This window comes from Bradyrhizobium sp. Ai1a-2, from assembly GCF_000426245.1.
Lineage (GTDB): Bacteria > Pseudomonadota > Alphaproteobacteria > Rhizobiales > Xanthobacteraceae > Bradyrhizobium.
On sequence record NZ_AUEZ01000045.1, the window covers coordinates 1 to 22,771 of the forward strand.

Genomic DNA, 22,771 nt, shown 5'->3' on the forward strand with positions numbered 1-22,771 from the left:
TGGCGGACGGCGACCGGACCGATACCGGTCATCACCTCGCGCTCCGGCAGGTGACCGTGGCGGACCACGCGCTGATGGCCGTCCTGGGTTTTCAAATCGACATGCTTACCGAGAAAGTCCGCGACCTCAGCCTCGACCGCCTTGGCCAGCAGGGCACGTGCCCCATTGCGCAAGATTTCGGTGAGTGGATCGTCGAACCCTCCTGGCTGAATCAGCTTGGTGACGTTATCATTCGACACCGCATATCGCTCCTTCGGTGGAGAACTGGAGGCGTCAAGCACCCCCACGATATGCCGCCTTCCCGATTCCCGCCGTCACCAACTTTCGACGATAGCTCGTCGGTCAGCGAGTTCGAGGCCACACTCAAGCAGATGAACGGCCGATGCGTCCACGGCGGACGCGGCTTTAGAGAAGCTGAAGCACGCTGGTTGCGACTCCTGGTCAGTGCTGAGCGCCGCCTTGGCGGAATCCCGCAAAGCGTTCGATCAGGCCAACCAGGCGGTCTGGCATGCGTTAAAGGGCTCTGGCGCGAAGAGCTGAAGGTTATCTGGTTCGCAGCCGCCGCTTCAGGGGAGATGCATAACAATCGCTCCTGAACGCTCAGGATGGCCGGATTGAAAAGATGGCGGTGCCCTGTGACCGCAGCTCTTCGTCCAGCGCATCGCTGTCATTCGCATAAGATTGATTATGGAATACTTCGCAATTCTTGAAATGCGACCGACGATGACTTCGAATTACTTTGATATACTTTCTCTCGCTTTTCGTCCACCCCAGCCTTGTTACGTCGGGTCGCACGCTTGCTCCAAGTATGGCGAATGGCGCTGGACGTAACCACGACGGGTTTTCCGCCTGAGCCAGGACTCAAGAGCCTCGACGGCCTGCACGTGACCATCGAACAGGTCGAGCCGCCGTCGGCCGCGCCCACCGAGACGACCCCATTCACGCACCAATGCCGTATCGCCGAACAGCGTCGGCTCGATCGTGAGCACATAGAACCGCGCCATGTTGCGGGCCGGATCGCGACGCTCGAGCACGAGGTATTGCACCGTGAGTTCGGACATGCGCCAGAATCGCAATTACCGAATCGAGCGTCCAATTAAATAAATGAATCGATCAGGGCCAACGATTCAGAAATTTTATGGAGACAGCGAGACAGTCGAGATCAGGCTCGCGATAGTCAACTGAACTGAAGCCAGCGAGCTCCGAGCCCACTGGATGGTGGCGTACTTCCTGGAGATGTCGTCTGCACAAGTTGCCACGCACGTGGTCGGAATAGAGAGTCCCCTCCTCTGACCTCAGGCATTGCGCAAGACTTCCTCGAGTTGCGCGACGAGCTTCGCCCGGTGCGGCAGGAAGTTTGTCCAGATTGATCTGCTTCCAGCGCACCGCCGGCGCACTAGGGACGCCCAGCAGGCCCCAATCTGGCTCGCCGCGTTTAAACCCTATGAGGAAAGGCTTATGAGCTTGCGGCATTTTTCCCGCGAGTTCGGCGATCAGCGTCTCCCGCGCTTCGAGCAACTCGTCCAGGGTTGCTTCATCGGCGGTCAGGCCCTCGAAGCCGTGCGTGAACTCGTGCTGGATGTCCTTGCGGCGAGGAACCAAGACCTCGGAAATCGGCCTGTCATGACTGATGAGATAGAGGATGAACGCCTTGCGGAGATCGTCCATGATGCCTTCATTGGCAAGCAGATCGCGAACATCGAAGAGGTCGCAGGGATGCTGCCGGTCGAGCGCCGCGACGAGCTTGCCGGCGTATAGATCGGCGAACGAAACGACTTTCATCTGTGCGAAGCCGAACGCTTCCTCGACGCTCGGCGACACGTCGCGCAGCTCCGGCTCGAAGACGCAGCCCCTGATCACGGGCGTGACCTCGATCTTGATCTGCGCATCGCCTTTCTGGACGGTCAGCTTGGTGAGGATCTTTTCACGAGCGTTCACGACTTCCGTCACCCGCGCGCCCGGCAATCCTTTCCTGATGGCCGCTGCCATGCGCTTCATCGTTGCATCGATCGCGGCAAGAGATTCGGGGCGCGGAGCTACCGGCAGATACGTCAGGTCAATATCGACCGACAAGCGCGGCATGTCGCGGTGGAAGAGATTGATGGCGGTGCCGCCCTTGAGCGCAAAATCGGGCTCCGTCGCGACGAACGGAATCGTCTCGAGCAACAAGGCCACTTGATGCCGAAATTGTTCAGACAGGGGCATTGAGGTCGTCAGGGATGGTTATGAGGTATTTGGTGTCGAGTTTGCCGCCCTTGACGAGCATGCGCTTTCCCGTGCCCAGATTGACTTTCGACTTGTCGATCTGCTGGAGCTAGGCATGCTGATGCCGCTCCGCGAACCAGAAGAACAATCGTTTGACCTTGACGCTTTTGCAATCGTCCAGAAGCGTTTGCAGTCGCCGGGGACTTAGGCTCCTCAAGCCTTCAGCCAATGCATCGACCTGATGGAAGCTTTCGTGGCGGGGCAATTCGTCGAGCAGTTCGAGGAAGGCACGCTCGGGCGTCGATATGGTGAGAGGCCAGTCGAATGGTCCCGGTATTTCCCGCGTCGTACTCGACTTTGATTCGGGCAAGCCCCCGTGCGCTGTGAATAGACTTTGCGCGCGGTGAACGCGGAATTTCTGTTTGAGCGGGAGTTTGCCGAGCCAGCCGGGAGCAGGCCGCGTTCCGTATAGATGTACGGTCGAAGGACCCGTCTGGCTCAAGTAGTGACCAAAGCCTTGCGCTTCGATAGCGGTACGTCCGCCGACGACGAAATCGGAGCCGAGCAGTCGCTGGAGCGAAACGACGACACTCTGCCAGGAGAGCTCGCCGAGCGGGCGCTTGAAGGTCCCCCGCGCCGGCTGAACGAGCCAGCCGGACGATACGTATTGGCTGCGCAGGCTGGTGGAGTATCCATGTCGTTCCATCCAGGCGGCATCGACCAGAAGTCCCTGTGGGAGGGTTCTTTCGAGCTTGTTTAGCTTTCTGTCTTTTCGCCCAGCCATACTAAGTAAGTTAGTATTTTTTCAAACCGACCTCAAGGTTTCAAATCTGATCATTTTGCGTAGTCCAGCTAAGTGAAATCTATTAAAGATAAACCTACAGAGAACCTTGCGACGCCCACGCCGTCGATCGTAGTCGTTTTCAGTTCGTTTTCTTTGAGATGGTCGATATAGCCGCGTGAAGCGCACCACACTCGGCGAGAGTCTCCAGCACCGGATACAGACGCGCGGCTTTCCCAGCCGGCCCTGCGCCACAGCCGATGCTCGGTCAGATAAGAGCTTTGGCCATAACGGGAATTTCAGTGACCTTGTCGCCGTAATGTCTGGTCCAGAGAGACCTGGCCAGATTCTCCGGGACCTGCTCCCGGAACTTCCCGACCTTGATGTTCGCGACGAACTCCGAGACGTCGTGTGGATCGATATCTCGCGCTTCGGCGAGCTTGGAGAGGATCGGTCGCAGTTCGCTCTCCTTGATCTTGGAGACCGTGACTCCGAGTTCGTGCACACCCGATTGAAGCCCAGCCATCGCAAGCGCCGCGCTGAAGACGGCGGTCGCCTGGGATCCCCGCCAGAGGAAGACGTGCATGTCGCGATCTTCTTGGACCAGCGATCGGCTCTCCAGGTCGAGCTCGCGGAACATCTCGCGCCCTTCCTCCAGGAGATCCCGGCCTTTGGCGTCGAGATAGGGCGGAACGTCGTCCGCCAGATACACCTTGCGCATCTCCGCGATCAGCCGGTCGTGAGCCGGCTCGCCGGCCGCGGGCTCGAAACGCGGCACGACGCCGCCCGGATGGGGAACGACCACGAGAGTCATCGTCTGTTCGTCGAGGTCCTGTACGATCCAGCGCTGGCCTGCGAAGACCACCAGTCCTTCCTTGTGGACGGGATGCATGATCGGTAGCGTTCCGAGCGTGCGACCGCCCGTCGTCAATCGCCATTCCTCGTTCGATTCGAATACCGCAAAGAAGCTTCGGGACTGGCCGACCTTCTCGCCTTCCTGCCCGAGCATCAGCGTTCCGTCGCCAGCCTGCTCGACGAAGCGGACGGCCTGGCTGCCGAGATGCCGGAGCAGCAGAGCGAAGTCGGCGGCGGAGATCGAAGCGAAGGGCCCCGGGCCGCACAACAGATCGTAGAGCGGCTTCGGCCGGATTCCGCCGCGCTCCATGATCACGCTCAGCATCTGGTGGACGAGCGTCGAGGCGATCTCGGGTGCAGCGCGCGCCTCCTCCACGAATCCTTCGAGCAACAACCTGACCACGGCGACGGATCTGATCGTGTTGAGACGCAGGCGATCGAGGAAGCCCGACTTGTTGTCGATGTGCGGTTCGCGCAAGTAGATGCGCAGGATCGACGGCGTTCCGCGTCGCCTGCCGGTGCGTCCCAGCCTCTGCCTCAACGAGGCGAGCGAACGCGGCGCACCGATCTGCGCGACCGATTTGACCGAGCCGATGTCCACGCCGAGCTCCAGCGTCGAGGTGCATACCGCCGTCGTCGGCAGTCTGCCTTCCTTCAGGCGGTCTTCAAGCTCTTCGCGGAGCACCTTCGAAAGGCTTCCGTGATGCGGGTAGAACTCGTTGGGTACCTCGGCTTTCTCGGAGCGCCTGCGCAGGCGGTCGGCAGTCGACTCCACCGTCCGTCGCGACCCGCCGAACACGAGATTGTTCTCGCCCCGCAGCGTCTCGAACAGATGATCGGAAATCGAGTCGAGCGCAATCCGCCGCGGCATCTGCTGCTCCGAACCCGGTTCACCGCCTTCCGCGTGATCCGGATCGTCGAGATCCGACGGCTCGACGTAGCCTCTGACCTGGAGGCGCAGCTCCGGAGCGTCCGACTTCGCCACTAGCTCTTCGACGTTCGTAGGATCTCGCGGCCGCAGCCACGCGCGGGCCTGACCGAGGTTGCCGATCGTCGCGGAAAGCCCGACGCGTCGGGCCGGGCGCGCTGCCATCGCGTCGATCCGCCGCAACAGGCTGGCCACGTGCATTCCCCGCGGCCCTTGCAGGAACGAATGAAGCTCGTCGATGACGATGAACTCGGCGGCTGACAGCAGCCGCTTGGCGTCGGCGGGACGGCGGACGAACATCGCCTCGATCGACTCCGGGGTGATGAGGGCGATCCCGTCCGGCTTGTTCATAGCCTTCTTCTTCTCGGCCTGCGGCGCGTCCCCGTGCCATTTGACGACCGGTATTTCCATGCTCTCGCACAGTCCCTCGATCCGCCGGAACTGGTCGTTGATGAGCGCCTTGAGCGGGCTGATGTACAGTACCGAGAAACCCGAAGGGCTGCGCTCGGCTATCGACGTCAGGATCGGGAGGAACGCCGCTTCGGTCTTGCCGGCCGCGGTCGTCGCGGAGATCAGGATGTCGCGGTCGTCCTCGAGAACGGCGAGGATCGTGCGCGCCTGGATCTCGCGCAGCTCGTCCCAGCCCTGGTCGCGGATCCAGCGGCGGATCTTGGGATGCAGCAGGTGGTAGGCGGCTTCAAGTCCCGAGCCGGAAGCTGGTGAGTTCATCGTCGTCTCCGGGCTGAGCGCCGCCCTCGGGCACCGATTCCTGCTGGCGCTGCAGATCGGCGGGTACGTCGACCTGTCCCAGAAGATCCTGCCACTTCGTGCCCGGGTTCTGCTCGAGCACGGAAAGCATCTGCACGAAGGCCTTCACGGTCGTCCGCGGCGTGCGGAAATACGCCTCTCCGATACGGCGATCGCAGTGGGCCATGAAGGCGGTCAACGCTTCGTCGGGGACCAGATATTTGGACGGATCTCCCGCAGCGAACACCGTTCGGATGTTGGACAGCAGGACCAGGAGATCTTCCGGCGTCAGGTTCTGGAGGTTTATGACCGGGCCCGAAAGGTCGACAAGGCCCTTGGTGGCGAACTGGTTCTCCGCCAGCCGCGACTGCAGCGCTTCGTAGCTGAACAGGCCGCGCCGGGTGTCCAGCAGGAACTGCGGCGTGCCGCACATGAGGAAGCCTATGTTGGCGGTGTTTCCCTGCAGCGCATCGTTCACGATGCGGAGGATCTGTTCGAAGTTCGACTTGCGCGCCTGGGCGTTCTGGAGCTTGTAGATGTTCACCATCTCGTCGAACATCACCAGCAAGCCGGCGTAGCCCGCGACCTTCGTCAGGCATGAGAGGGACTTCAGCGAATCGTACACGCTGTCGTCGTCGATGATGGTCCTGACGCCGAGGGATTTGTTCGCCTCGGTCTTGGTCGAGAATTCTCCGCGCAGCCAACGCAGGGCCGCGAGCTTGAGCTCCTCGTTCGAAGCTTCGCTCCCGCGCCAGTAGGCCTTCAGCACCGTCGCGAAATCGTAGCCTCCGACGAATTCCTGGATCGGAGCCAGCTTCTCGTCGATCACCTTCTCGACAGGGACCTGCCGTTCTCCGGCCTCCTTCACGGAGTCGGTGACGAGCCGCTCGACCACCGCCGCAAGCGCGCCGCCCTCGGGCTTCGTGCGTGTTGCCATGTTCCGGACGGCTTCCGAATAGAGCGCCCTCGCTTGGCCGCCGCTGGCGTGGATGCGGCGATCGGGCGCCAGATCCGCGTGCACGGTCACGCACTTCCGCTCCAGCGCGATCAGTCTGATGAGGTTCGCGAAGAACGTCTTGCCGGCGCCGTAGTCGCCGATCACGAATCTGACGGCCGCCCCGCCGTCCGCGATACGGTCGACGTCGCGAACCAACGCTCCGATCTCCGCGGCTCTGCCGACCTGGATGTGCGGAAGTCCGACGCGCGGGACCACGCCAGCGCTCAGCGCCTGGATGATGGTGTCCCGTTCCTTCGGCTTTATCGTCTTCGGCGCTTTGCTCATGCCGTCGTCTCTCTCAGTTCAGCCAGTCGCTCCCGCAGATGCGGGACCATGATGATTTCGTCCCCGTCTTCGAGCAGCGGTTCCTCGAAGCGATCGAACGACCAGTCGTTGATGCGTTCAATCGCTCCGTCCGCCAGAAGCTTCATCGCGCGCGCCCGCTGATCGAATTCGGCTCGCGGGATGGATCCCTTCCGCTCGAGAAGCTCGACGAGTTCGGTATGCGGTCCGTCCAGCCCTTCGAAGGAGGCCTCGTTTGCGGCGGATGCTACCGGTGTCTCGACCGGAACCGGCGTCGTGTCTTCCTCGAAGATGTTCGCTAGCAGTTCCGCGACCGCGTCGGTCTCCCGCTGCGTCTTCGCCAGGCGAGCGGCATCGATCTGGATGCCAGCGACGGGTGCCGCCGCGACGACCTCCGGTGCCGCGACAGGCGCCAGCACGATGAGGGGACTTGGTGCGTCGACGGAAATCGGCGCGACGACCGGTTGCTCCCTGGGTATCGGCACTCCCGCTTCGCGCCTCTCGACGGACAAGGATACCGGTTCGTCGGCGCTTGGCACGGTCTTGTGCAGTTCGGAATAGACCCGCTCCTTCGGAAGGCCCATTGCTTTGTGGAGCTTCTCGAGAAACCTGACCTCATCGGGCCGCACGTTCTGGTCACCGCCGACGACTGCGACCGCCGCGTCGGCGATGGCTTCCCGTTCGGCATCGCTACGCTCCGCCAGGCGCTTCATGACTCTCGACAGCTTGGGCGGGTTGTTGAAGATCGTGACGGCGAACGCGATCAGACGCGCGCGTTCGATCGCGCTGAGGTCCTTTCCGTCCCTTATCCCGGCGATCACCCGCGACATCTCGTCACTCGAGGAATCGCCGTCCGCCGCCGCCGCGAGCACGGCGACCTCAACTTGGGCTTTCATCGATCGATAGGCCAGACGCTCCGGATCGACCGGCCCGCCGCCGGGTGCCTTGAACAGGAATATCTGATCGTCAGGCTGCGGGACCGCGCCGCCGAAGCGCCGATCCGGCTCGATCGCGATGTCGAGGCAATCGAGCACCTGACCGAGCTGGTCCGCGAGCCCGGACGATACCTTGCCATTCTCCGGAAGGTCGAAGTCGGCCGCCCGCAGCACGATGCCCATCTTCGTACTCGCCCGGCTCTGGCCGCCCATGACCTCCGACAGGCGCCCCTCGAACGCGCGCAACGCGTCGAATCCGACTTCCGACAACAGGTCCGGCGGCAACAGAAGCGACGCCTGCACCGAGTTGCGCGCCTCGGGCTGGCGACCCAGAAGCCGGCTAAATCCGTCGAGTTCGTCGGTACATTCCTGCACGAGCCGCCTCAACGGTTCTGAAGATGTCGTCGCCTTCGCGACGTCGGGATAGGCCTGATGGGGACCGTCCACCCTGACCCGGAAGGCCCGGCTCGCTGCCTCGTACCAAAGATCGATGTTGCCGGAAGTGGTGACGTTCAATCCTTCCGGAAACGCACTCCGGAAACGCAGATGCCAAAGGGCCACGAACTCGTCGAAGCACCGGACTGCCGCGGTGCGCAGATACATGTCCGGCAGCGCGAGAACCCAAAGCAGAGCGTCTTCGGACAGTATTGTCGACGATTGCGCCAGACGCCGCCCCAGGTGAAGGCGCACCGGAATGTCCATCTCTGGAGAGTGTGACCGCTCCGCTGATGGTTGCGGAACGGCGAGCGGCATGCCGGCAGCGCATCTGGCGATGTCCACGAACCGCCTCCCGTAACCCTGGAAGGACTCGCTGTCGACCCGCCTCGCCAGAAGCCTCTCGACCTCGGCGATGCAGTCCGGCGCGCTCGCGATGTCCCGATCGATGAAGAGCCTGTGCTCCAACCCGTAGAAGAACACGAAGACGTGCCCGATGCCGTAGGAGTCGTCCCGCCGACCCGTCGATATCCAATCGAGGAACGCGTGGCGGGCCGCTGGCGTCACGTCCGCGTAGGACGGCCAGTACGGCATGGAATCCCCGGCGACGTCCGGCCGCGACGTTCGTGCGGAAAGCTTAGGATTGATGACATAGCCGTCGATCTCCTGGCCTTCGAAGTAGAGGGCCTCGCCGAGATAGAAGCGACCGGCCGCGATGGTGACGTCCTGGACGGTGACCGACTCCCCCGGCGGCACCCACCTCGCCGGCGCCAGGGCCCGCCCACTGCGATAGGCCGGCGCGATCCGCTCCGGGTCCGCTGTCCTTGGCTCGACCAGCGGTGGCGGAGTGGGTTGCGCGCCCAACCGGCCCGCCGCGATCTCGTCTCGTCTTTTTGCTTTTGAGGAAAGGTAGCCGAGCAGCAGCACGAGACCGGAGACCGTGCAGACGGCCACGACCGCGGCCAGGTTTTCCACGACAAACCGATAAGCCGCGCTGAGGACCGCGTAGATCGCGCCCAACACGAGCAGCAAGCCCATTCCTGCCGTAGACCCGCCCTTGCGCCGCCCCATATCTCCGTCGATCCCCGCCCTTCGTTCGTCAAGAAATAGCGTGTGACAGCAGCGAAGTACAATCGTCGAAGGTCGTGTCCAGGCTCCTCCGGTAGTGCCCTCTCCCGGGAGCCTGCATCCGCCAGACCGAGATCGGCGTAATTCCCCCTGTAAGCGCGCCCATTGTCCGTTCTTGTTATGCCCCAGGCATCAAATCTCATTAGCGTTGGAAGCTACAATTTGACACCACAGTGTCGAAAATGGCTTTCGGTTGTTTCACAACTTTCGATTGTAACGATACGGTCAACCGCTGATGGTCGGGGGCCCTGTCAAGCCGAGGTGGGCGCCGCGCCATGCGAACTGGAGCCAGTCAAACCAGGATTCTGGCCCATTTGGCATGCGAACAAGGACTGCGAAATAACGGGTATTCGGTTCGAAGGTGCGGTTCGTTCCGGACAGCGGGCTACGAACGGGGGAGGCGGCACCTGGAAAGAGGTGGGAGAACTAACTACCGCGTCGGCTTGGGACAGCGCTCGCCGATACTGATTAGGTGTCAATAGGAATCCCGATCAAGATGAGAATCGCCCCGGCGCGCAGGAGAAAGATCACTCCTCGGCCGCCGCCAAGCGCTCCTCAAGTTCTTCAACGAACGGCGAGCGCCCGAGGCGTTGTGCACCGTAGCGGCCGGGAATCCAGCCGGAATATAGCATATGCACTGCGTCGCGCGCCCGAGTTAGACCAACATAAAATAGGCGACGGCTTTCTCGAAGCTCATCTTCGGTCTCGCGCCGCCACGGCATCGCGCCCATGTCCATCCCGACCATGATCACGACGTCATATTCACAGCCCTTGGCGGAATGCAGCGTCAGAAGATTGATATGGGTGGGCGAGCCATCTCGTCCTCCCAAGCTTTTGAGGTCCAGCCCTTCGAGTTTCCCGCCTTCTGCGAGAGCCTCGCTCATCCGTCGGACCTGCTCGCGTTGATCAGCAAGACTTCGGTCACTAGCTGTCAGCGGGTCGACTAATGTCCTTCGGATCGCGCTAACGAAAGGCGCTGCTGCACCTTCATCGGCGCGATGGCCAGACAGAAATGAAGTTAGTGCGCGTGCCATACGACGTGATTCGAGCTCACTTGGCCGGCCGGATCGGAATCCAATCCATCGCGAAATGAGTCCAGCGAGTTGGGGGCGTCCGGTCCGCCAGCCTCCTGCGCACCATGCTGCACAATCCTCGATCCAACTCGTAAGGCCGACCTTTTTGTACGGGGCAGCGTTGTCGACGCGAATATAGTCGTAGCCGGCCGCCGTCAAAGAGTCTGCGAATACATCCCCCACACTTGCAGCGCGATACAGGATCGCGATGTCCCCTAATGCGCGGCCCGGCTTTGCCGCCAGCGCCGCCGGGATGAGGCTTTCGACGACATAAGCGGCTTGGTCTTCCAGACCGCCCGGCCGCTCGGTGAATTCAATGACTGCTTGGCGCCGCGGATCATGGGGCTGGTAGCCACGCGCTTCGCCCAGAGCCAACTCGGACGCGCGGATAATCCGTCCCGCCGAACGGTAGTTGAGCTGAAGCTGGACCGCCTCGACATCGTCGCGCTGCGCGAGCTCGAGCAGCAAAGCGCCGTCCGCACCGGCGAAGCCGTACACCGACTGGTCGGCATCACCCACCGCGAACAGCCGGACACCGCCCTCAAATGCGAGGCGCTCCACAATCCGATGGAGTGGCACGCCCAAATCCTGATACTCATCAACCGCCAATACAGGCCAGCGCGCTTGAATGGCCGGCAGCACCCAGTCGTGGTCCGACACCAGGCGGTTGCCGAAAATCACCAGATCGTCGAAATCGATCAGGCCTCCACGACGCAGCGCCGCTTCGTAACCCTCAGTGATGCGAGCAAGGTCGGGATCGCTTTCCCAATCGGGCCCATCTCGATCGAGATGAACGCGCCGATACTTGCCCATATCGTGTGCTTTATATGGCTGCCCGGCTCCAAGCAGACGCTCAGCCACCTGTTTGAACGCACTATCGGTCTGGCGCGTCGTCGCGAGAGACAGCGGATAAGGTACGGCTAATCCCGCCAAGCGTGCATAGGGCATCAAGATGTGCCGCAGGCAGAAGCCATGCACGGTACCTACGAAAAGATTAGGCGCATCGCGCAACCCAAGCGCTTCCAACCGCCGCGTTAGCTCTCGGGCACATTCCTGACTATATGTGATGCAGGCGACCCCGCGGGGGGCTCTCACATCTTCAGCGAGGATCCGCGCCAGCTTCAGCACCAGCGTTTTGGTCTTTCCGCTCCCCGGCCCCGCGAGGACAACGCAGTGCCCGCGAGAGTCGTAGGCAGCTTGCTGCCCGGGATTACCGACCAAATCGCCGGCGTGCCGCAGATAAGCGGAGCTGGTGCTACGCAACGGCATCACGGATGCGCTCCAAGGCAGTCCGAATGTAGGCTGGGCACCGGCGCTCAGTCGCTCCTGCGGCCAACCGCTGGGCGAAGCGCCCTTTACCAACCCGCTCGATCAAGCCGAGCAACCGATCAACATCCACGGTCGCGGGATCGGCCACCCAGCCGTCGATCGCTTCCCGCCCGGCCCGCCGCAGAGGCAATTCTGATTTGAGGATCTGGCCCATGCGGCGTGCGAGGCCGGAGCCGAGTAATTCTGGCTCAAGCGTTCGAGAGTTGACGAAAATGCCGTGCCGCTCACCACGCCGAAAGATGGCTGCGTCGGCGAGATCGTCATAGACGGGGCCCGGCTCAACAATCTCAAGGAGCTTTTGCACCCGCCCGCGCGCTAGCGGCGAGCCAGCCTCAACAGGGTCGCGATCGGTCAAGACAACGTACGGGATCGAGAGGCCGGCCGGTCCGAGCAGTTTCACATACGGCGCGAAATTGGTTCCTCCAACCGAGCAGACAGAGATGCCGCGCTGATCGAGGGGAATGTCCAGCGCCTCCGCGAAGGCCGGGACGAGAAAGCGCTCAGCGTCGCCTTCAACCAAAATGACGCCGCGGGCAAAGAACAGCTCGCCCCGCGTGACATCGATGTAGCGCTGAAGGTCGGCTTCATCCGAGTCGGTCAGCGGCGTCTTCGCAGTTGAAAATCCTACCGTGCGATCGCCGGCGCCGGCGCCGTCGCGACGCAACAGCACCAGCGAACGGAGCGGCGCGATGCTGGCGATGTGCGGCGAATGCGTGGTCAAAATCGTCGTCAGTCGGGTCGCCGGCACCGGATCTTCATTGCCATCCTCCTCCTCGTCCGCTGCGTCTTCAGGTTCGGCCAAGAAGTGACGATACACGAGCCTTTGCACATGAGGGTGTAGGTGCGCCTCCGGCTCCTCGACAGCAAGGAAAGTGTGATCACGCTCTCCCTCCCCCACGAGTCGATCGAGTTCGAGGCTTTTCAGCGCCAAGAATATTAGATTTGCGGTACCCAGGCTGGCGTCCGCTATACCGCGGGCTCCACCATCGATCAGCAGGCGCAGTGCGCGCAGCAAGGCGTCAATGCGAGTCGGCGCGATGCCGAGGGAGATCGGGGTCGCGTGCGCAGGCCCTACCATCTTCTGAAGGCGATCGCTGATAATCTGCGCAACGGTCCGAACTTCGTCGCGTTCGGCAAGAGTGTTCTGAGCGGTGTCGACTGCCTCTTGGATCGCATCGCGGTCGTCCTCGCCCAGTCCGGCAGTCAACCCCTCGATCAACGGCCGCAGCGGAGAGTGCCGCCATGTCGCCAAGTCTTTCTCCGCATCGCGCAAGGCGGCGAGAACGTCGATCGGCAGCATGCGCCGCAGACCCGGGCGCATCGCGTTGTCGGGATCGAGACCGCCGAAAAGGATGTACTCGTAATCGGCCATGCTTTGCGGCCCGCCCTCCAAGTCGGCTTTCGGCTGGAAACGGTAAGTGAGCCGCGACACCATTGGCGGTCCCGGATCGACGATGCAGTCACCGAGATGGGCGAGCAGCCGCGGATCACCCTCGAAATCCGTGAGCTCGATGACGATTTCTATGACCGCGCCGAGCTTATTATCGCCCAAGCCATCCCAGAAGTGCTCAAGCCCTAGCTGTCGGTCGCGCTCCGACAGTCCGGGATCTAAAATGAGCTGGAGAGCAAAGATCAGATTGCTTTTGCCGACCTTATTTTCTCCGACAACCACGAGGTTGTCGCCGGTCTCAATTTCAAATTCTGAGAAATTGGCAAAATTATCGATTTTGATCTTCGAGATTCGCACGCTTTTCTCCCCATCCCAAGCCATTTAGTTGTTATTCATCGGAGCTTTTGGCCCATTTCGGAAAAATGGCTACTCTCGCGCGTATTTCGCCGCGCTATGCAGCGGCTTTGGACTCACGGTCGTCCTGCACCCGATCAAAGGCATTGCGGATTGCAAGCGAGAGATTGACCCGCACCAGGGTCACAGCGTCCGTGCGTCCACTGATGTATTCCTGTTCGAGGTGCCGCATTTTTTCAGCCGACTTCGGATTGATCTGAAAATCGAGACTGTCGACCTCCTGGTGGATCGGGACAATCTGCGCGGAGGCTCCCCGGCCCACTATTCGATAGTCGGGATTTGCAGGCAGTCCCTCGCGCGAAACCGGCGAGAAGATCTTGATCTTCTCGAGTCCCAGGGTCGTCGTCAGCACAAAGGCATGATCCGCAATCTCGATGATGCAGTCGCCCCGAATTGCGATCCCTCGCTTGTAGACCTCCGATCGATTGCGCAGCAGATGGTGCAGCCAATAATCCTGCTCGAAATCGACCGTGAGATCTTTCGGCATTTCACCCCACGGCAGGCCTTTGTGGGGGTTCATCTCACCACGAACGAATGCGTTAAGGTTGGACGGCAATCTGCCGTGGCTTGCGCCGTAATCGTTCGCAAAGGCCGCCGCGAGCCGGGCCGAGACCAATAGTTCAAATCCGGCAAGATGCAGGGCCCCGATCAGCGCGGCATGCGCGAGCCCTGCGCTGTCATAGGTGCGATGACCGGCCTTCCCCAACCCGTCGTTGGACGGCCCGGGCGCGAGGTTCTGGTCAGCCAGCAAAGCAAAATTGCGCACGGTAAGGTCGGCCGCAATGGCGACCTCCCTTGATGTGAAGACATTAGCGGCAGAACGTCCCGGACGAGCCACGATTCGAAACTCCCAGAAAATGAGAGTTCATAACTCTCATATATTGTAAGTTTAGTCAAGCGGGACCTTCCGCGCTCGTTCATCATCGGCCCGGGATCGTGGCAGCTTAGTTCCCAAGGCTCGATTACATATGATAATCAATCTGTTAGGCCGCCTTTCCCGACCTAAACGGAACGGGGGCGCTTCAGTATTCGTTGACGGACGGGGCTTATGGAGTTGACTTGGCTGCGCGCCGGGCCATCTTTGAGAGCGAAAGATGTGGCATGGCCGCTGAAGGCAGTGAGAATTGGCATGTTTCCCGCCTCGGTTTTGACGACTGTGAATGCGCCGTACAGCAAGAAGCTGGACGCGCAGGCGCTTGCCTATTGCCTGACGCATCCGGCGGCTGCAAAGGCAGCACCGGGACAGATGTCGGCCTTCTTCGGTGAAGTCGCTCCGGCACTGCAGAAAGAATTTGCCTGTGCGTTTCACATCAGCGACGGAGATCTGGTGATCGCCGCAAAGATGTTCGCCGAATTTTCGGGTGAAACCTACCCGCTCGCCGCGTGAGCGCCGGCGGATCAGATTGGGCGCGCCTGTTTCGCATCGCCTGCTTGTTGATCCGCCAGGTCAATTCCGAACAGATCATTGTGGATTCCTGGTCGTTTGGCGGCGGCACCGCCATGATGCTGCAAATTGACCACCGGGAAAGCCACGACGTAGATATTTTCTTACCCGACGCTCAGCTGCTGCCCTTTCTGGATCCAAAGCTACACGACTTTGAATTTGAGGTTCGACCGTCCGACTATCAAGGCGACGGAACGGGCTTCCTCAAGCTTGCGTTCGACGGCATTGGCGAAATCGATTTCATCGTAGGGCACGCCATGACGGCGCAGCCAACGACGAAGCGAACGATCGAAGGCGAAGAGGTCGACCTCGAAACAGTCGCCGAGATTATTACCAAGAAGATTCATTATCGAGGCGCCAGCATCAAACCGCGTGACATTTTCGACATTGCTGCTGCAGCACGAGGCGACCGAGACGCCCTTATCGCGGCGCTGAAGGACTATAAGAACGACGTTCTCAAAGCGATCGCAGCAATCGAGCGACTGAAGCCGGATTTCGTCAACGCAACGATCGCCGAGCTCGCGATCAAAGACGACTTCAAATCCATTGTCAGCACAGCTCTCGTCGATACCGTGGGCCTTCTGAAAGAGGTTTAAGCACTGCACGAGTACGCAATACCGCGCCGTGCTATTCTTCGCTCGGGCTCCAAGCCCGTTCTTCGATCAGCTGCTGCAGTTTGTGCAATACGTCAGATCGTACACGTTCTTCGCTTTTCGACCCGTCTGAGACCGGCCGAAAATGGCAGATGGTCTCCGCGTCGTGAACGACAAGTATCTCCCCGGGCTCACTAAGCTCGATCCTCTCGCCGATAGCCGCGTTGATAATTGCTTCGGCTTGATCTGCGGTGACGCCAAAATGATATTTCCAGCCCCCAATAGCGACTGAAATGACCTGCACAATCTTGTCCATCTGTTGCTCTTCGTCTCTTGAATCGAACACTGACTTTATCGGGTTGCTTTGCGAGCTACCTTTTCCAGGTCAGCGGCCGCGCTTGACGACCAGCCATTCCGTTGAGCCCACCGGCGGACTTCAACGGGATCAAACGAGTGCCCTTCCTGACGCAGCCGCGCGATTGTGCGCCCTGCGTGCTTCTTGTCTGAAGGATGATTGAGACCCGTACCCAAATTGATGGCTTGGGTCAGACTCTCCAGCGCTTCCTCTACGGGGCCGGGCAAACTAACGGTCGGCGCTGGCGCAGTGGTGGCTCCTATAATCCGGGCACCCCAGGTTGCTTGCCAGTCCTTATCCCACTCGGCCCGCCGCGGGCGCCGATTAGGCGTTTCCCAGACATACGAGATCGGCGGTAGTTCTGAGGCCAGGTCGGTAGGCCGCGGCGAATTGCGCCGACTCATCGCCGCCCGTCCCAGTAGTCCGCGTTGCCATTCAGCGCATTACGTAGTTGCGCCAGCTCTTTTTCGATGACCAATTTGGCTTCTTGAATTGCGGACAGATCGAGCTCACCCCCCCTGCCCTGCAGCACGCTGGTGTTTGCGGCGCGCGCGATCTGGTTGATGTTGCCGCCGATCCGGTTGAGTTCGCGAACGATAGCACGAAGCGCGGCATGCTCGTCTGGTGAATGCTGCACTGGCGATCCCAATCGTGAGCGCACCAGGGCGACAATCCAGCCGGTTCGGGTCATGCCACGCTGATGAGAAACTTCCGCGAGCTGCCGCATCTCGCTCTCGCGAAATCGCACCGTCACCTTCGCCGGCCGTCCGACCGGCAACGCCAAGATGCGCGGCGCTGGCGCAGCTAAGGCATCAGCAATGAGACGCCGCAGCAGGGCAGATTTGCCGCCCTGGGTCGCGGCAAGAACTGAGAGTTCCGCCGCGACTTCGTCGGGGACGCGAAGCGAGATCAGAGCCATGCACGCCAATCCCAATCGCGATGTAATACATCGCTGGCGCGAAGCCTATCCTGCACTAGAAAACGCGAATCGTTCCACCCCCTCCATGTTGGTTCAAACCAACAGGCTCGGCATTCAACGCTCGGGAGTTGCCGCAGGTGAGGCCCAACCCAGCCGACGATCAATGCAGAGAATTCCTCTGGGAATGACGCAGCCGTCGCCCTTCCTCCTTGCATCCCACGAACGCCGCGCGTGCAGGTCGACAACATCGGCACCGAGTATGTGGACCGCGGCTTTCCAGCCGCCTCCGGCCTCTCTACAGCGCGGTGGGGGGCGCGTTCGGCCTCCGGCTGCTGCGCTGGCGCGCCATCCTTCGGATGGGAAATCCGCTCCGCCGGCGCACCAACCGTGGCAGCGTTTCTGAGGAGGCTGTCTAAGACAAGCTTCATGCGTAAAGGATCTCTTCGATTGTGATGGTCGATGCCGGAACCTCTTCCGCCTCTTCTGCGCCATCAACCAACAGCATTGCGTGCCGAGAGCCTTGAGACGCGACTCGATCGAACAAAAGACAGCCAGTGCGATCTTGGTGGCGCACTCTGATCGTCAGTGATGGGCTCATTCGCGCGCTCCGGTCGACCGAAGAGTTGGAGGACTTTTCCGCGACCGCCGTTACATGGTCAGACTCTATGGGTCGGAATGCCGCTTGCGTTGCGACCGAGCTTCGCGGCGGTTGATCTCCAGGGGGCCCCTCGCCGACAGCAGGGGAACCGCGGACCTCGCTGCGAATTTTGCGGGCCAGCTGACGGGCGTGTGCATCGGTGAAGCTCTCCTGTGCTGCGCATAAGGCCTCGACGGCGTTGGGCTGATCACGCCAAGCCTGGTAGAGTTCATACACGGCACGGATTGATGAGCCGGCAAGCTTCGACCGGAGGAACTCCGGCATGCTCTGGACCGACGCGTAGCGAGACACCCAGTCCCTGGGCTTGCCGAGCTTGCGCGAGATATCGGCCTGGCTATCGCCTAGCTCCAAACGGTCCGCGATGAATGCCGCGATTTCGGGGGCATTGAGGTCATCGCGCTGGATATTCTCGATCATCTGAACATAGCGACCCGCAGAACCAGCGGCATGAATGAAAGCTGGGATTTCACGGAGCCCGGCACGCTTGGCAGCGCGATACCGCCTCGCGCCCATGACGATCACATACCGACCTTCCTCGGTCGCCTGTCGCAGCACGATCGGTTGCAGCACGCCATGCTGAAGGACTGATTCCGCAAGCTCCTCGAGCTTCTGTTCGTCGAAGCTGCGACGGGGCTGGTCCGGATCTTCGTCAATGCACTCGATGGCGATGCGGCTCGGTTGCCCGACTGCGGCAGCACCATCTTCCGCGGCATCGATGAGCTGCTTAAAGCTGAGATCAAGCGCCATGTGCCGTCTCGTTCATCTGCGCGACGATCTTGGCGAGAACATCACGGATTTCGCGACCAGCCTCCTGCGCAGAGCGGCGCTTGAGCTTCCAGACCGGCAGGCGTTCCGCAACGGCCTCAGCGTAGCCATCCCTTGCAACGATCTGGCCGGGGAACACATATTTGCCGGCCTCGCGCAGCAGTTGCTCAAGATGCGTCCTTTGACGGGGCGATTTCGTGTTGAAGTTCGAGGGCAGCAACCCGAGGAAGTTCGTATCCTGGCGGCCATAGCGCCTCTGCACGCCGATCACGGTCTGCATCAGACCTTTGACGCCCTTGATCGAATAGTCCTCCAGATAGATGGGGGCCAGCACATGCGACGCCGCAACCAAACAGCCGACACTGCGAAGTCCAAGTGATGGCGGCGTATCGATCACGCAAGCGTCGAACTGATCCGACGCGACAGCGATGTTCTCTTGCAGAGTCGTTATGGCGGTCGCATTGCTGCGATCGAGATCCGTCAGCGAGCTATCGGCCGGCGCCAGCGTTAGGCCTTCGCCTTCCCTGGGCACTATCCGCGCCCCCGGCTTGAACAAATCCGCGGCTAACGTTGAGCCGGCGTAGTGCCTCAACGTGTCCGACGCATTGCTTTGCGCATCAACGTCGATCACGAGAACGCGGAGATTCGCTTCCGCCATGAACCAAGCCAAATGGACAGCAAGCGTCGTCTTGCCGACCCCGCCCTTTTGATTGTTGATGACAATGGTCTTCATCTTGAGGGCCGAAATGGGTCTAATGGCGCGGGAGTCATGTCCTTGTCCTCGTGTCGTGGGGGATGTTGGTTTGAACCAACAGACGATTGCGAATCCGACCACCGGAAAGATCCCGAAATTCGTCCCGCGAATCCCCTGCCAGAAGAGTCAGGTCAGTTCTCGCCATCGAGGGGAGCAAATTTGGCAAGCAAGGCTGGGATCGTGCTCGTTGCCGGATCACTGCTGTCGACACGGCCGCGAGAGGATCGTCACGCCAATGCGCGGAGACCGCTTGCGGGCTCCGGGAGCGCCGCCGCAGCGGCGCGAGTAGAGCCATCCCCGGAGGGGCTCGCCCAAGCGTCCCCTGCTGCAAGAGTGGCCCACCGGACACGAATGCTTCTATGCGACGGCTATTCTGCATCGATGAGAATACATTCTACTATCGCGAGCGAGAGTCGTGTCGCCGGCTCAAGCTCTTCCACGGCCGGCTGTTGCGATAGAGACGGCCGCAATTACATGCCAAGCATTGCGACGCGCGCGTTCCCCATGGCGAAGTCTCCATCGACGAGAGACTCAATCCGGCAATAGGACGGGCCGCGGCTTTTCCCGCGCAATTGACCTATCGACAAAATGAATCGATCTGCCCGGTCGATTCATAAAACTCATGGACGTCGCTTTCCGCGGAAGCGAGACTCTGTCCGTGCCGAAACCCGAACCAGAACCGCTTCATCTGCGTCGCATCGATGCCGCGCGCAATATGCGAAGGTTTTATGCGCTGTCCACGCAGCCCACCTTGTTCGGAGAAATGTCGCTGATCCGCAATTGGAGCCGGATCGGCACGGCAAGACGATGGTGCAGACCTTCGATGGCAATGCGGACCCGCTCGAAGCATTCGGACGGCTGGAGCGCGCCAAGCGAGGGCACGGTTACGCTGCAGTCGACGAAAAAACGGTCACAGTCAGCCAATTTCTCGGGGATTGCGGCTCCGCCTGCGATGTCGGGTCTATCTGTTCCACAGCCTTGATGTCAGACGAGCCAAATCGAAACAAGACGGAGCTCGAGTCCCATGACCACTGCCAATGAGATTGCCGAAAAGATTGCAGCCGAGAACGACCTGACAAAGGCTCAGGCGAAAACCATCGTCGATAGCGTGTTCAAGGCGATCACTGATGCGGCCATAAGCGGAGCCGAGACGAGCCTTCCGGGGTTCGGCAAGTTCAAGGTCAAGGATAGCCCCGCTCGTGAGGGCCGCAATCCATCGACCGGCGCAACGATTGCGATCGCAGCTTCCAAGAAGCTGACGTTTACGCCTGCCAAAGCCATCAAGGATGTTCTGAATGGAGGAGCGGCCCCTAACGACGGTGCATCGTAAGGCGGAAGACGAGGGGGCTTATGCCCCCTCCTCGGCTGCGAGCGCTTCGTCGCGTTGGCGGACGAGTTCGGCGAGTTCAAGCTCGAGCGCCTTGCGCTCTGCCGGCGTAAACAGGCATTCGCGGAGCTCGGCGCGCAATTCCTCGATGGTGTCGACAATCATGATCGCATCTCCGGACGAAGGGAAGCAGGCCCCGCCTTGCGGCGGGGCCCACTGGCTGAGCTTCAGTCCCGGTTCGGCCGGGACCAGATCAGTTGAAGGCCTTCCGCACCTTCGACTTCGGTCAGGGTGGCGTAGATCGGAGCGGGGAAGCTCGGATCGTCCAGCTTGACGGAGAGGTAGTCGCGCTCGGTGTCCTTGGCGGTCTTCTGCCAGGCCGCACCCAACTCGACGTTGCCCGAGTAGATGCGGAAGTGCGGTCCCTTGTCGGAAGGATTCTCGACGCGGATCAGCTTGGCCTTGACGTTGAGGTTGAGCGTCTTGATCGCGCCGGAGAAGCCATTGCCCGTGGAGGTGAAGGTGCCGATGGTAGCCATGGTCTCATTCCCTTGTTTTCTCGGGCCGCGCCTATCGCGACCTCGATGGCGGTCGTGAGACCGGAGGCGATCGACCTGCACCCGAAGGGCCGAAATGAAATGGAGGGCGGCCGGCAGCGACTTTCTTGGACCGCGAGGAATGGCGCGCAGCGCCAGGGGAAGAAAGTCGAGGACGGACGTTGCGGGGACAAGATCGAGAGCCCGCGAAGCGGGATCGGCCTTCGGTCAGACCAGCCTCTATCGAGGACGCAGATGGGTGCGCCCGTCGCGAAAACACCTGGGATGAAGACAGGCGGCCCTATCGGCGATTCCGATCTCAAGGCAATGGGCGTAGCAGCGAAACGTAGTCCACCTTAAGGAGGCCACCTAAACGCCGCGTCATCACCCGCAATGGAAACCGTCGCTGTCAGCAACGCTGGCGCACTGTCGAACTTGCCATCGCAAGATCGATAATGAGGCTGCCGACGTACTCGCCATGTGGATGCAAACGCCGCCCTCCGCATCCATGCGACCGACCGCCCTGCGAGGCGTGAAACAGATGCTAGCGTCGCTGGACATGCCGGCCACCGAGTTCGGCGATTCCGCCGCCACGCGCGATGGAACGAAGCTGGGCGTTCGGGTTGCAACAGCATTTGGAGAGGGTTGTGAGCACAATCGGCCTCTGCAGCAATCCGGCTGCCGGGCTCGATTTCGACTCGAACGTTATTTGGCCGGCGGCCGCAGCGGGCTTTCCGCCCACTTCCGGGCGGCGGGATCGCGCAGCGGATCGTCCTCGCAGACCGGACAGACGTAGCGCGGCCGGCCGGGCGCGACATCGTCTGGCACGGCCGGCATCGGCTTACCGCACGTCGGGCACAGCTTCCGGCTGAGGTAGAGCGGCGTCATGGTTTTCGCCTGCCGCGACCAGCTTAGTTCCGCGTGCACCGCGAGCACAAGTGGATCGACAAAAATCGTCCGCATGCACCAGGCCGCTTGACGCGGAGCGCGTCTCACACTGAAATCCGATTTTCAGTGATGTTGCGGGGGTGGCGTCGTGGAAGAATTTTACAGGGGCTTCGCGCAGCGGGCGCGCGATCTGGCGGCGAACGCGGATCCGTTCACCAAGCGGCGGCTACTCGACCTAGCCCAGCGATACGATCTCAAGAGCAGACCGGGAGCCCCGGGCGGTCGGACCCTCCCGCCGCCGCGCGCGACGCCACCGACGGCGCTGTTTTCCTGCTCCGGCGAAGCTTAAGACTAGTCCGAGCGAGGTCCGGTCGCCGGTTTTCTAAGTTTGCATCGACCGGTCCGGGTGTCGGCCGCCCGCGGTCGCGGTGCTCGCGTTAGTACAAGCTGGGCCTTACTGCACTGAACCGCGCACGCGCGCCGCGAAGGATCATCGCCTGCGCCGCGCGATCTCGTCAGCGACCATGCCCTGCGCCCGCACCAGCCGTTCATGCAGGGTCTCGAACATATCGAGGATGTCATCATTGGGTTCATTCTTTCCCTGCTCGATGGCTTCGGCGACGAGCTCATCGAGAGGCGTCTCCGCCAATTGGCCTTTCTCCAAGAGCTCCTCAAACAGACTGTCGCTGCTCGGCTGCGGTTGGATGCGACCGTCGGAGTTGCACCAGACTGTGAATGCCTGAAGTCCCAGGACAGCGTGCTCGACCATCGCCGCATCCAACGGAATCAGCGTCCCCCAGGCCTCGCCCGCCTCGTCTGCGAACCCCGCCACGTACATCTGCTGCTCCGCGGCGCCTTCATCACGAGGCTGGAAGAACGGCGTGAGGATGATTGGAGGGCGTTTTGCCATGACGATCTCTCCGAACGGCTCTGCGTCGACACAGCGCAGCAGCCGGGCAGTGCGGGTAGTTCGATCACACGAAAAAGGCAAGGTCTGGGAACGGCGCCTCAT

The 22,771-nt window shown here is 61.3% G+C and carries 20 protein-coding genes and 3 pseudogenes; 5 read left to right on the top strand and 18 right to left on the bottom strand.

All coding sequences use genetic code 11. The features are described 5' to 3' along the window. The 10 genes and pseudogenes from K288_RS0125620 to K288_RS0125665 form a co-directional block, all read right to left on the bottom strand. Window positions 1-239, bottom strand: a pseudogene (locus K288_RS0125620) (IS256 family transposase); the annotation flags it as partial. A gap of 540 nt (window positions 240-779) precedes the next feature. Then, on the bottom strand, window positions 780-1,061 hold the full coding sequence (locus K288_RS0125625) for a WGR domain-containing protein (RefSeq protein ID WP_027582139.1): 282 nt from the start codon (window positions 1,059-1,061) through the stop codon (window positions 780-782). Window positions 1,062-1,113: 52 nt separating this feature from the next. Continuing rightward, a complete protein-coding gene (locus tag K288_RS46535) occupies window positions 1,114-2,205 on the bottom strand; it encodes a nucleotidyl transferase AbiEii/AbiGii toxin family protein (RefSeq protein ID WP_084799730.1) in 1,092 nt (363 codons plus the stop codon). Then, window positions 2,192-2,989 (bottom strand): annotated as a pseudogene (locus K288_RS46540) (type IV toxin-antitoxin system AbiEi family antitoxin domain-containing protein). Before K288_RS46540 ends, K288_RS46535 begins: the two are co-directional and overlap by 14 nt. 265 nt (window positions 2,990-3,254) lie before the next feature. After that, window positions 3,255-5,498, bottom strand: a complete 2,244-nt coding sequence (locus K288_RS0125640; RefSeq protein WP_027582140.1) for a DEAD/DEAH box helicase — start codon at window positions 5,496-5,498, stop codon at window positions 3,255-3,257. Beyond that, a complete protein-coding gene (locus K288_RS0125645) occupies window positions 5,467-6,798 on the bottom strand; it encodes an ATP-binding protein (protein ID WP_027582141.1) in 1,332 nt (443 codons plus the stop codon). The genes K288_RS0125640 and K288_RS0125645 overlap by 32 nt, the downstream gene beginning before the upstream one ends. After that, window positions 6,795-9,224 (bottom strand): TerB N-terminal domain-containing protein, encoded by a 2,430-nt coding sequence (locus K288_RS0125650; protein WP_244443254.1) that lies wholly within the window; start codon window positions 9,222-9,224, stop codon window positions 6,795-6,797. Before K288_RS0125650 ends, K288_RS0125645 begins: the two co-directional genes overlap by 4 nt. A 617-nt stretch (window positions 9,225-9,841) precedes the next feature. Next, a complete protein-coding gene (locus K288_RS0125655; protein ID WP_027582143.1) occupies window positions 9,842-11,656 on the bottom strand; it encodes an ATP-dependent helicase in 1,815 nt (604 codons plus the stop codon). Further along, window positions 11,643-13,463, bottom strand: a complete 1,821-nt coding sequence (locus K288_RS0125660; protein ID WP_027582144.1) for an AAA family ATPase — start codon at window positions 13,461-13,463, stop codon at window positions 11,643-11,645. Before K288_RS0125660 ends, K288_RS0125655 begins: the two co-directional genes overlap by 14 nt. A gap of 94 nt (window positions 13,464-13,557) precedes the next feature. After that, window positions 13,558-14,358: a hypothetical protein gene (locus K288_RS0125665; RefSeq protein ID WP_152535671.1), complete on the bottom strand. Its 801-nt coding sequence runs from the start codon at window positions 14,356-14,358 to the stop codon at window positions 13,558-13,560. 210 nt (window positions 14,359-14,568) lie between these two features. Between K288_RS0125665 and K288_RS0125670 the strand changes: the two genes are divergently transcribed. Together K288_RS0125670 and K288_RS46545 are read left to right on the top strand one after the other, a co-directional pair. Then, window positions 14,569-14,907: a hypothetical protein gene (locus K288_RS0125670; protein ID WP_244443245.1), complete on the top strand. Its 339-nt coding sequence runs from the start codon at window positions 14,569-14,571 to the stop codon at window positions 14,905-14,907. Next, window positions 14,904-15,560 carry a nucleotidyl transferase AbiEii/AbiGii toxin family protein gene (locus K288_RS46545; protein WP_051334722.1) on the top strand — a complete coding sequence of 219 codons (657 nt, stop codon included), beginning with the start codon at window positions 14,904-14,906 and terminating at the stop codon, window positions 15,558-15,560. The genes K288_RS0125670 and K288_RS46545 overlap by 4 nt, the downstream gene beginning before the upstream one ends. Window positions 15,561-15,591: 31 nt before the next feature. On the opposite strand, the gene K288_RS0125680 is transcribed toward K288_RS46545, so the two are convergent. The 4 genes from K288_RS0125680 to K288_RS0125695 all read right to left on the bottom strand — a co-directional run bounded on the left by K288_RS0125680 (window position 15,592) and on the right by K288_RS0125695 (window position 18,987). Further along, on the bottom strand, window positions 15,592-15,873 hold the full coding sequence (locus K288_RS0125680) for a hypothetical protein (protein ID WP_027582147.1): 282 nt from the start codon (window positions 15,871-15,873) through the stop codon (window positions 15,592-15,594). A 439-nt stretch (window positions 15,874-16,312) separates the two neighbouring features. Next, complete coding sequence (gene mobC / locus K288_RS0125685; RefSeq protein ID WP_043160689.1) at window positions 16,313-16,831, bottom strand: plasmid mobilization relaxosome protein MobC; 519 nt, start codon at window positions 16,829-16,831, stop codon at window positions 16,313-16,315. Between the two features lie 424 nt (window positions 16,832-17,255). Then, on the bottom strand, window positions 17,256-18,236 hold the full coding sequence (locus K288_RS0125690) for a ParB/RepB/Spo0J family partition protein (RefSeq protein WP_027582149.1): 981 nt from the start codon (window positions 18,234-18,236) through the stop codon (window positions 17,256-17,258). After that, window positions 18,226-18,987, bottom strand: a complete 762-nt coding sequence (locus K288_RS0125695) for a ParA family protein (protein WP_027582150.1) — start codon at window positions 18,985-18,987, stop codon at window positions 18,226-18,228. Before K288_RS0125695 ends, K288_RS0125690 begins: the two co-directional genes overlap by 11 nt. 643 nt (window positions 18,988-19,630) lie before the next feature. Here K288_RS0125695 and K288_RS54875 point away from each other — a divergent pair. Then, a pseudogene (locus K288_RS54875) lies at window positions 19,631-19,899 on the top strand (WGR domain-containing protein); the annotation flags it as partial. Window positions 19,900-20,032: 133 nt separating this feature from the next. Then, window positions 20,033-20,338, top strand: a complete 306-nt coding sequence (locus tag K288_RS0125705; RefSeq protein ID WP_027582152.1) for an HU family DNA-binding protein — start codon at window positions 20,033-20,035, stop codon at window positions 20,336-20,338. Between the two features lie 18 nt (window positions 20,339-20,356). Here K288_RS0125705 and K288_RS54205 read toward each other — a convergent pair whose 3' ends face one another. The 3 genes from K288_RS54205 to K288_RS0125725 form a co-directional block, all read right to left on the bottom strand. After that, window positions 20,357-20,500 carry a hypothetical protein gene (locus K288_RS54205; RefSeq protein ID WP_201449722.1) on the bottom strand — a complete coding sequence of 48 codons (144 nt, stop codon included), beginning with the start codon at window positions 20,498-20,500 and terminating at the stop codon, window positions 20,357-20,359. A gap of 62 nt (window positions 20,501-20,562) precedes the next feature. Continuing rightward, on the bottom strand, window positions 20,563-20,874 hold the full coding sequence (locus tag K288_RS0125715) for a DUF736 domain-containing protein (RefSeq protein WP_018273795.1): 312 nt from the start codon (window positions 20,872-20,874) through the stop codon (window positions 20,563-20,565). Between the two features lie 702 nt (window positions 20,875-21,576). Next, window positions 21,577-21,834 (bottom strand): zinc ribbon domain-containing protein, encoded by a 258-nt coding sequence (locus K288_RS0125725; protein ID WP_244443246.1) that lies wholly within the window; start codon window positions 21,832-21,834, stop codon window positions 21,577-21,579. 73 nt (window positions 21,835-21,907) lie between these two features. On the opposite strand from K288_RS0125725, the gene K288_RS54880 reads away from it, so the two are divergent. Next, window positions 21,908-22,108, top strand: coding sequence for a hypothetical protein (locus K288_RS54880; protein WP_027582155.1), 201 nt, complete (start codon window positions 21,908-21,910; stop codon window positions 22,106-22,108). 141 nt (window positions 22,109-22,249) lie between these two features. On the opposite strand, the gene K288_RS0125735 is transcribed toward K288_RS54880, so the two are convergent. Beyond that, window positions 22,250-22,771: a hypothetical protein gene (locus K288_RS0125735; RefSeq protein ID WP_244443247.1), complete on the bottom strand. Its 522-nt coding sequence runs from the start codon at window positions 22,769-22,771 to the stop codon at window positions 22,250-22,252.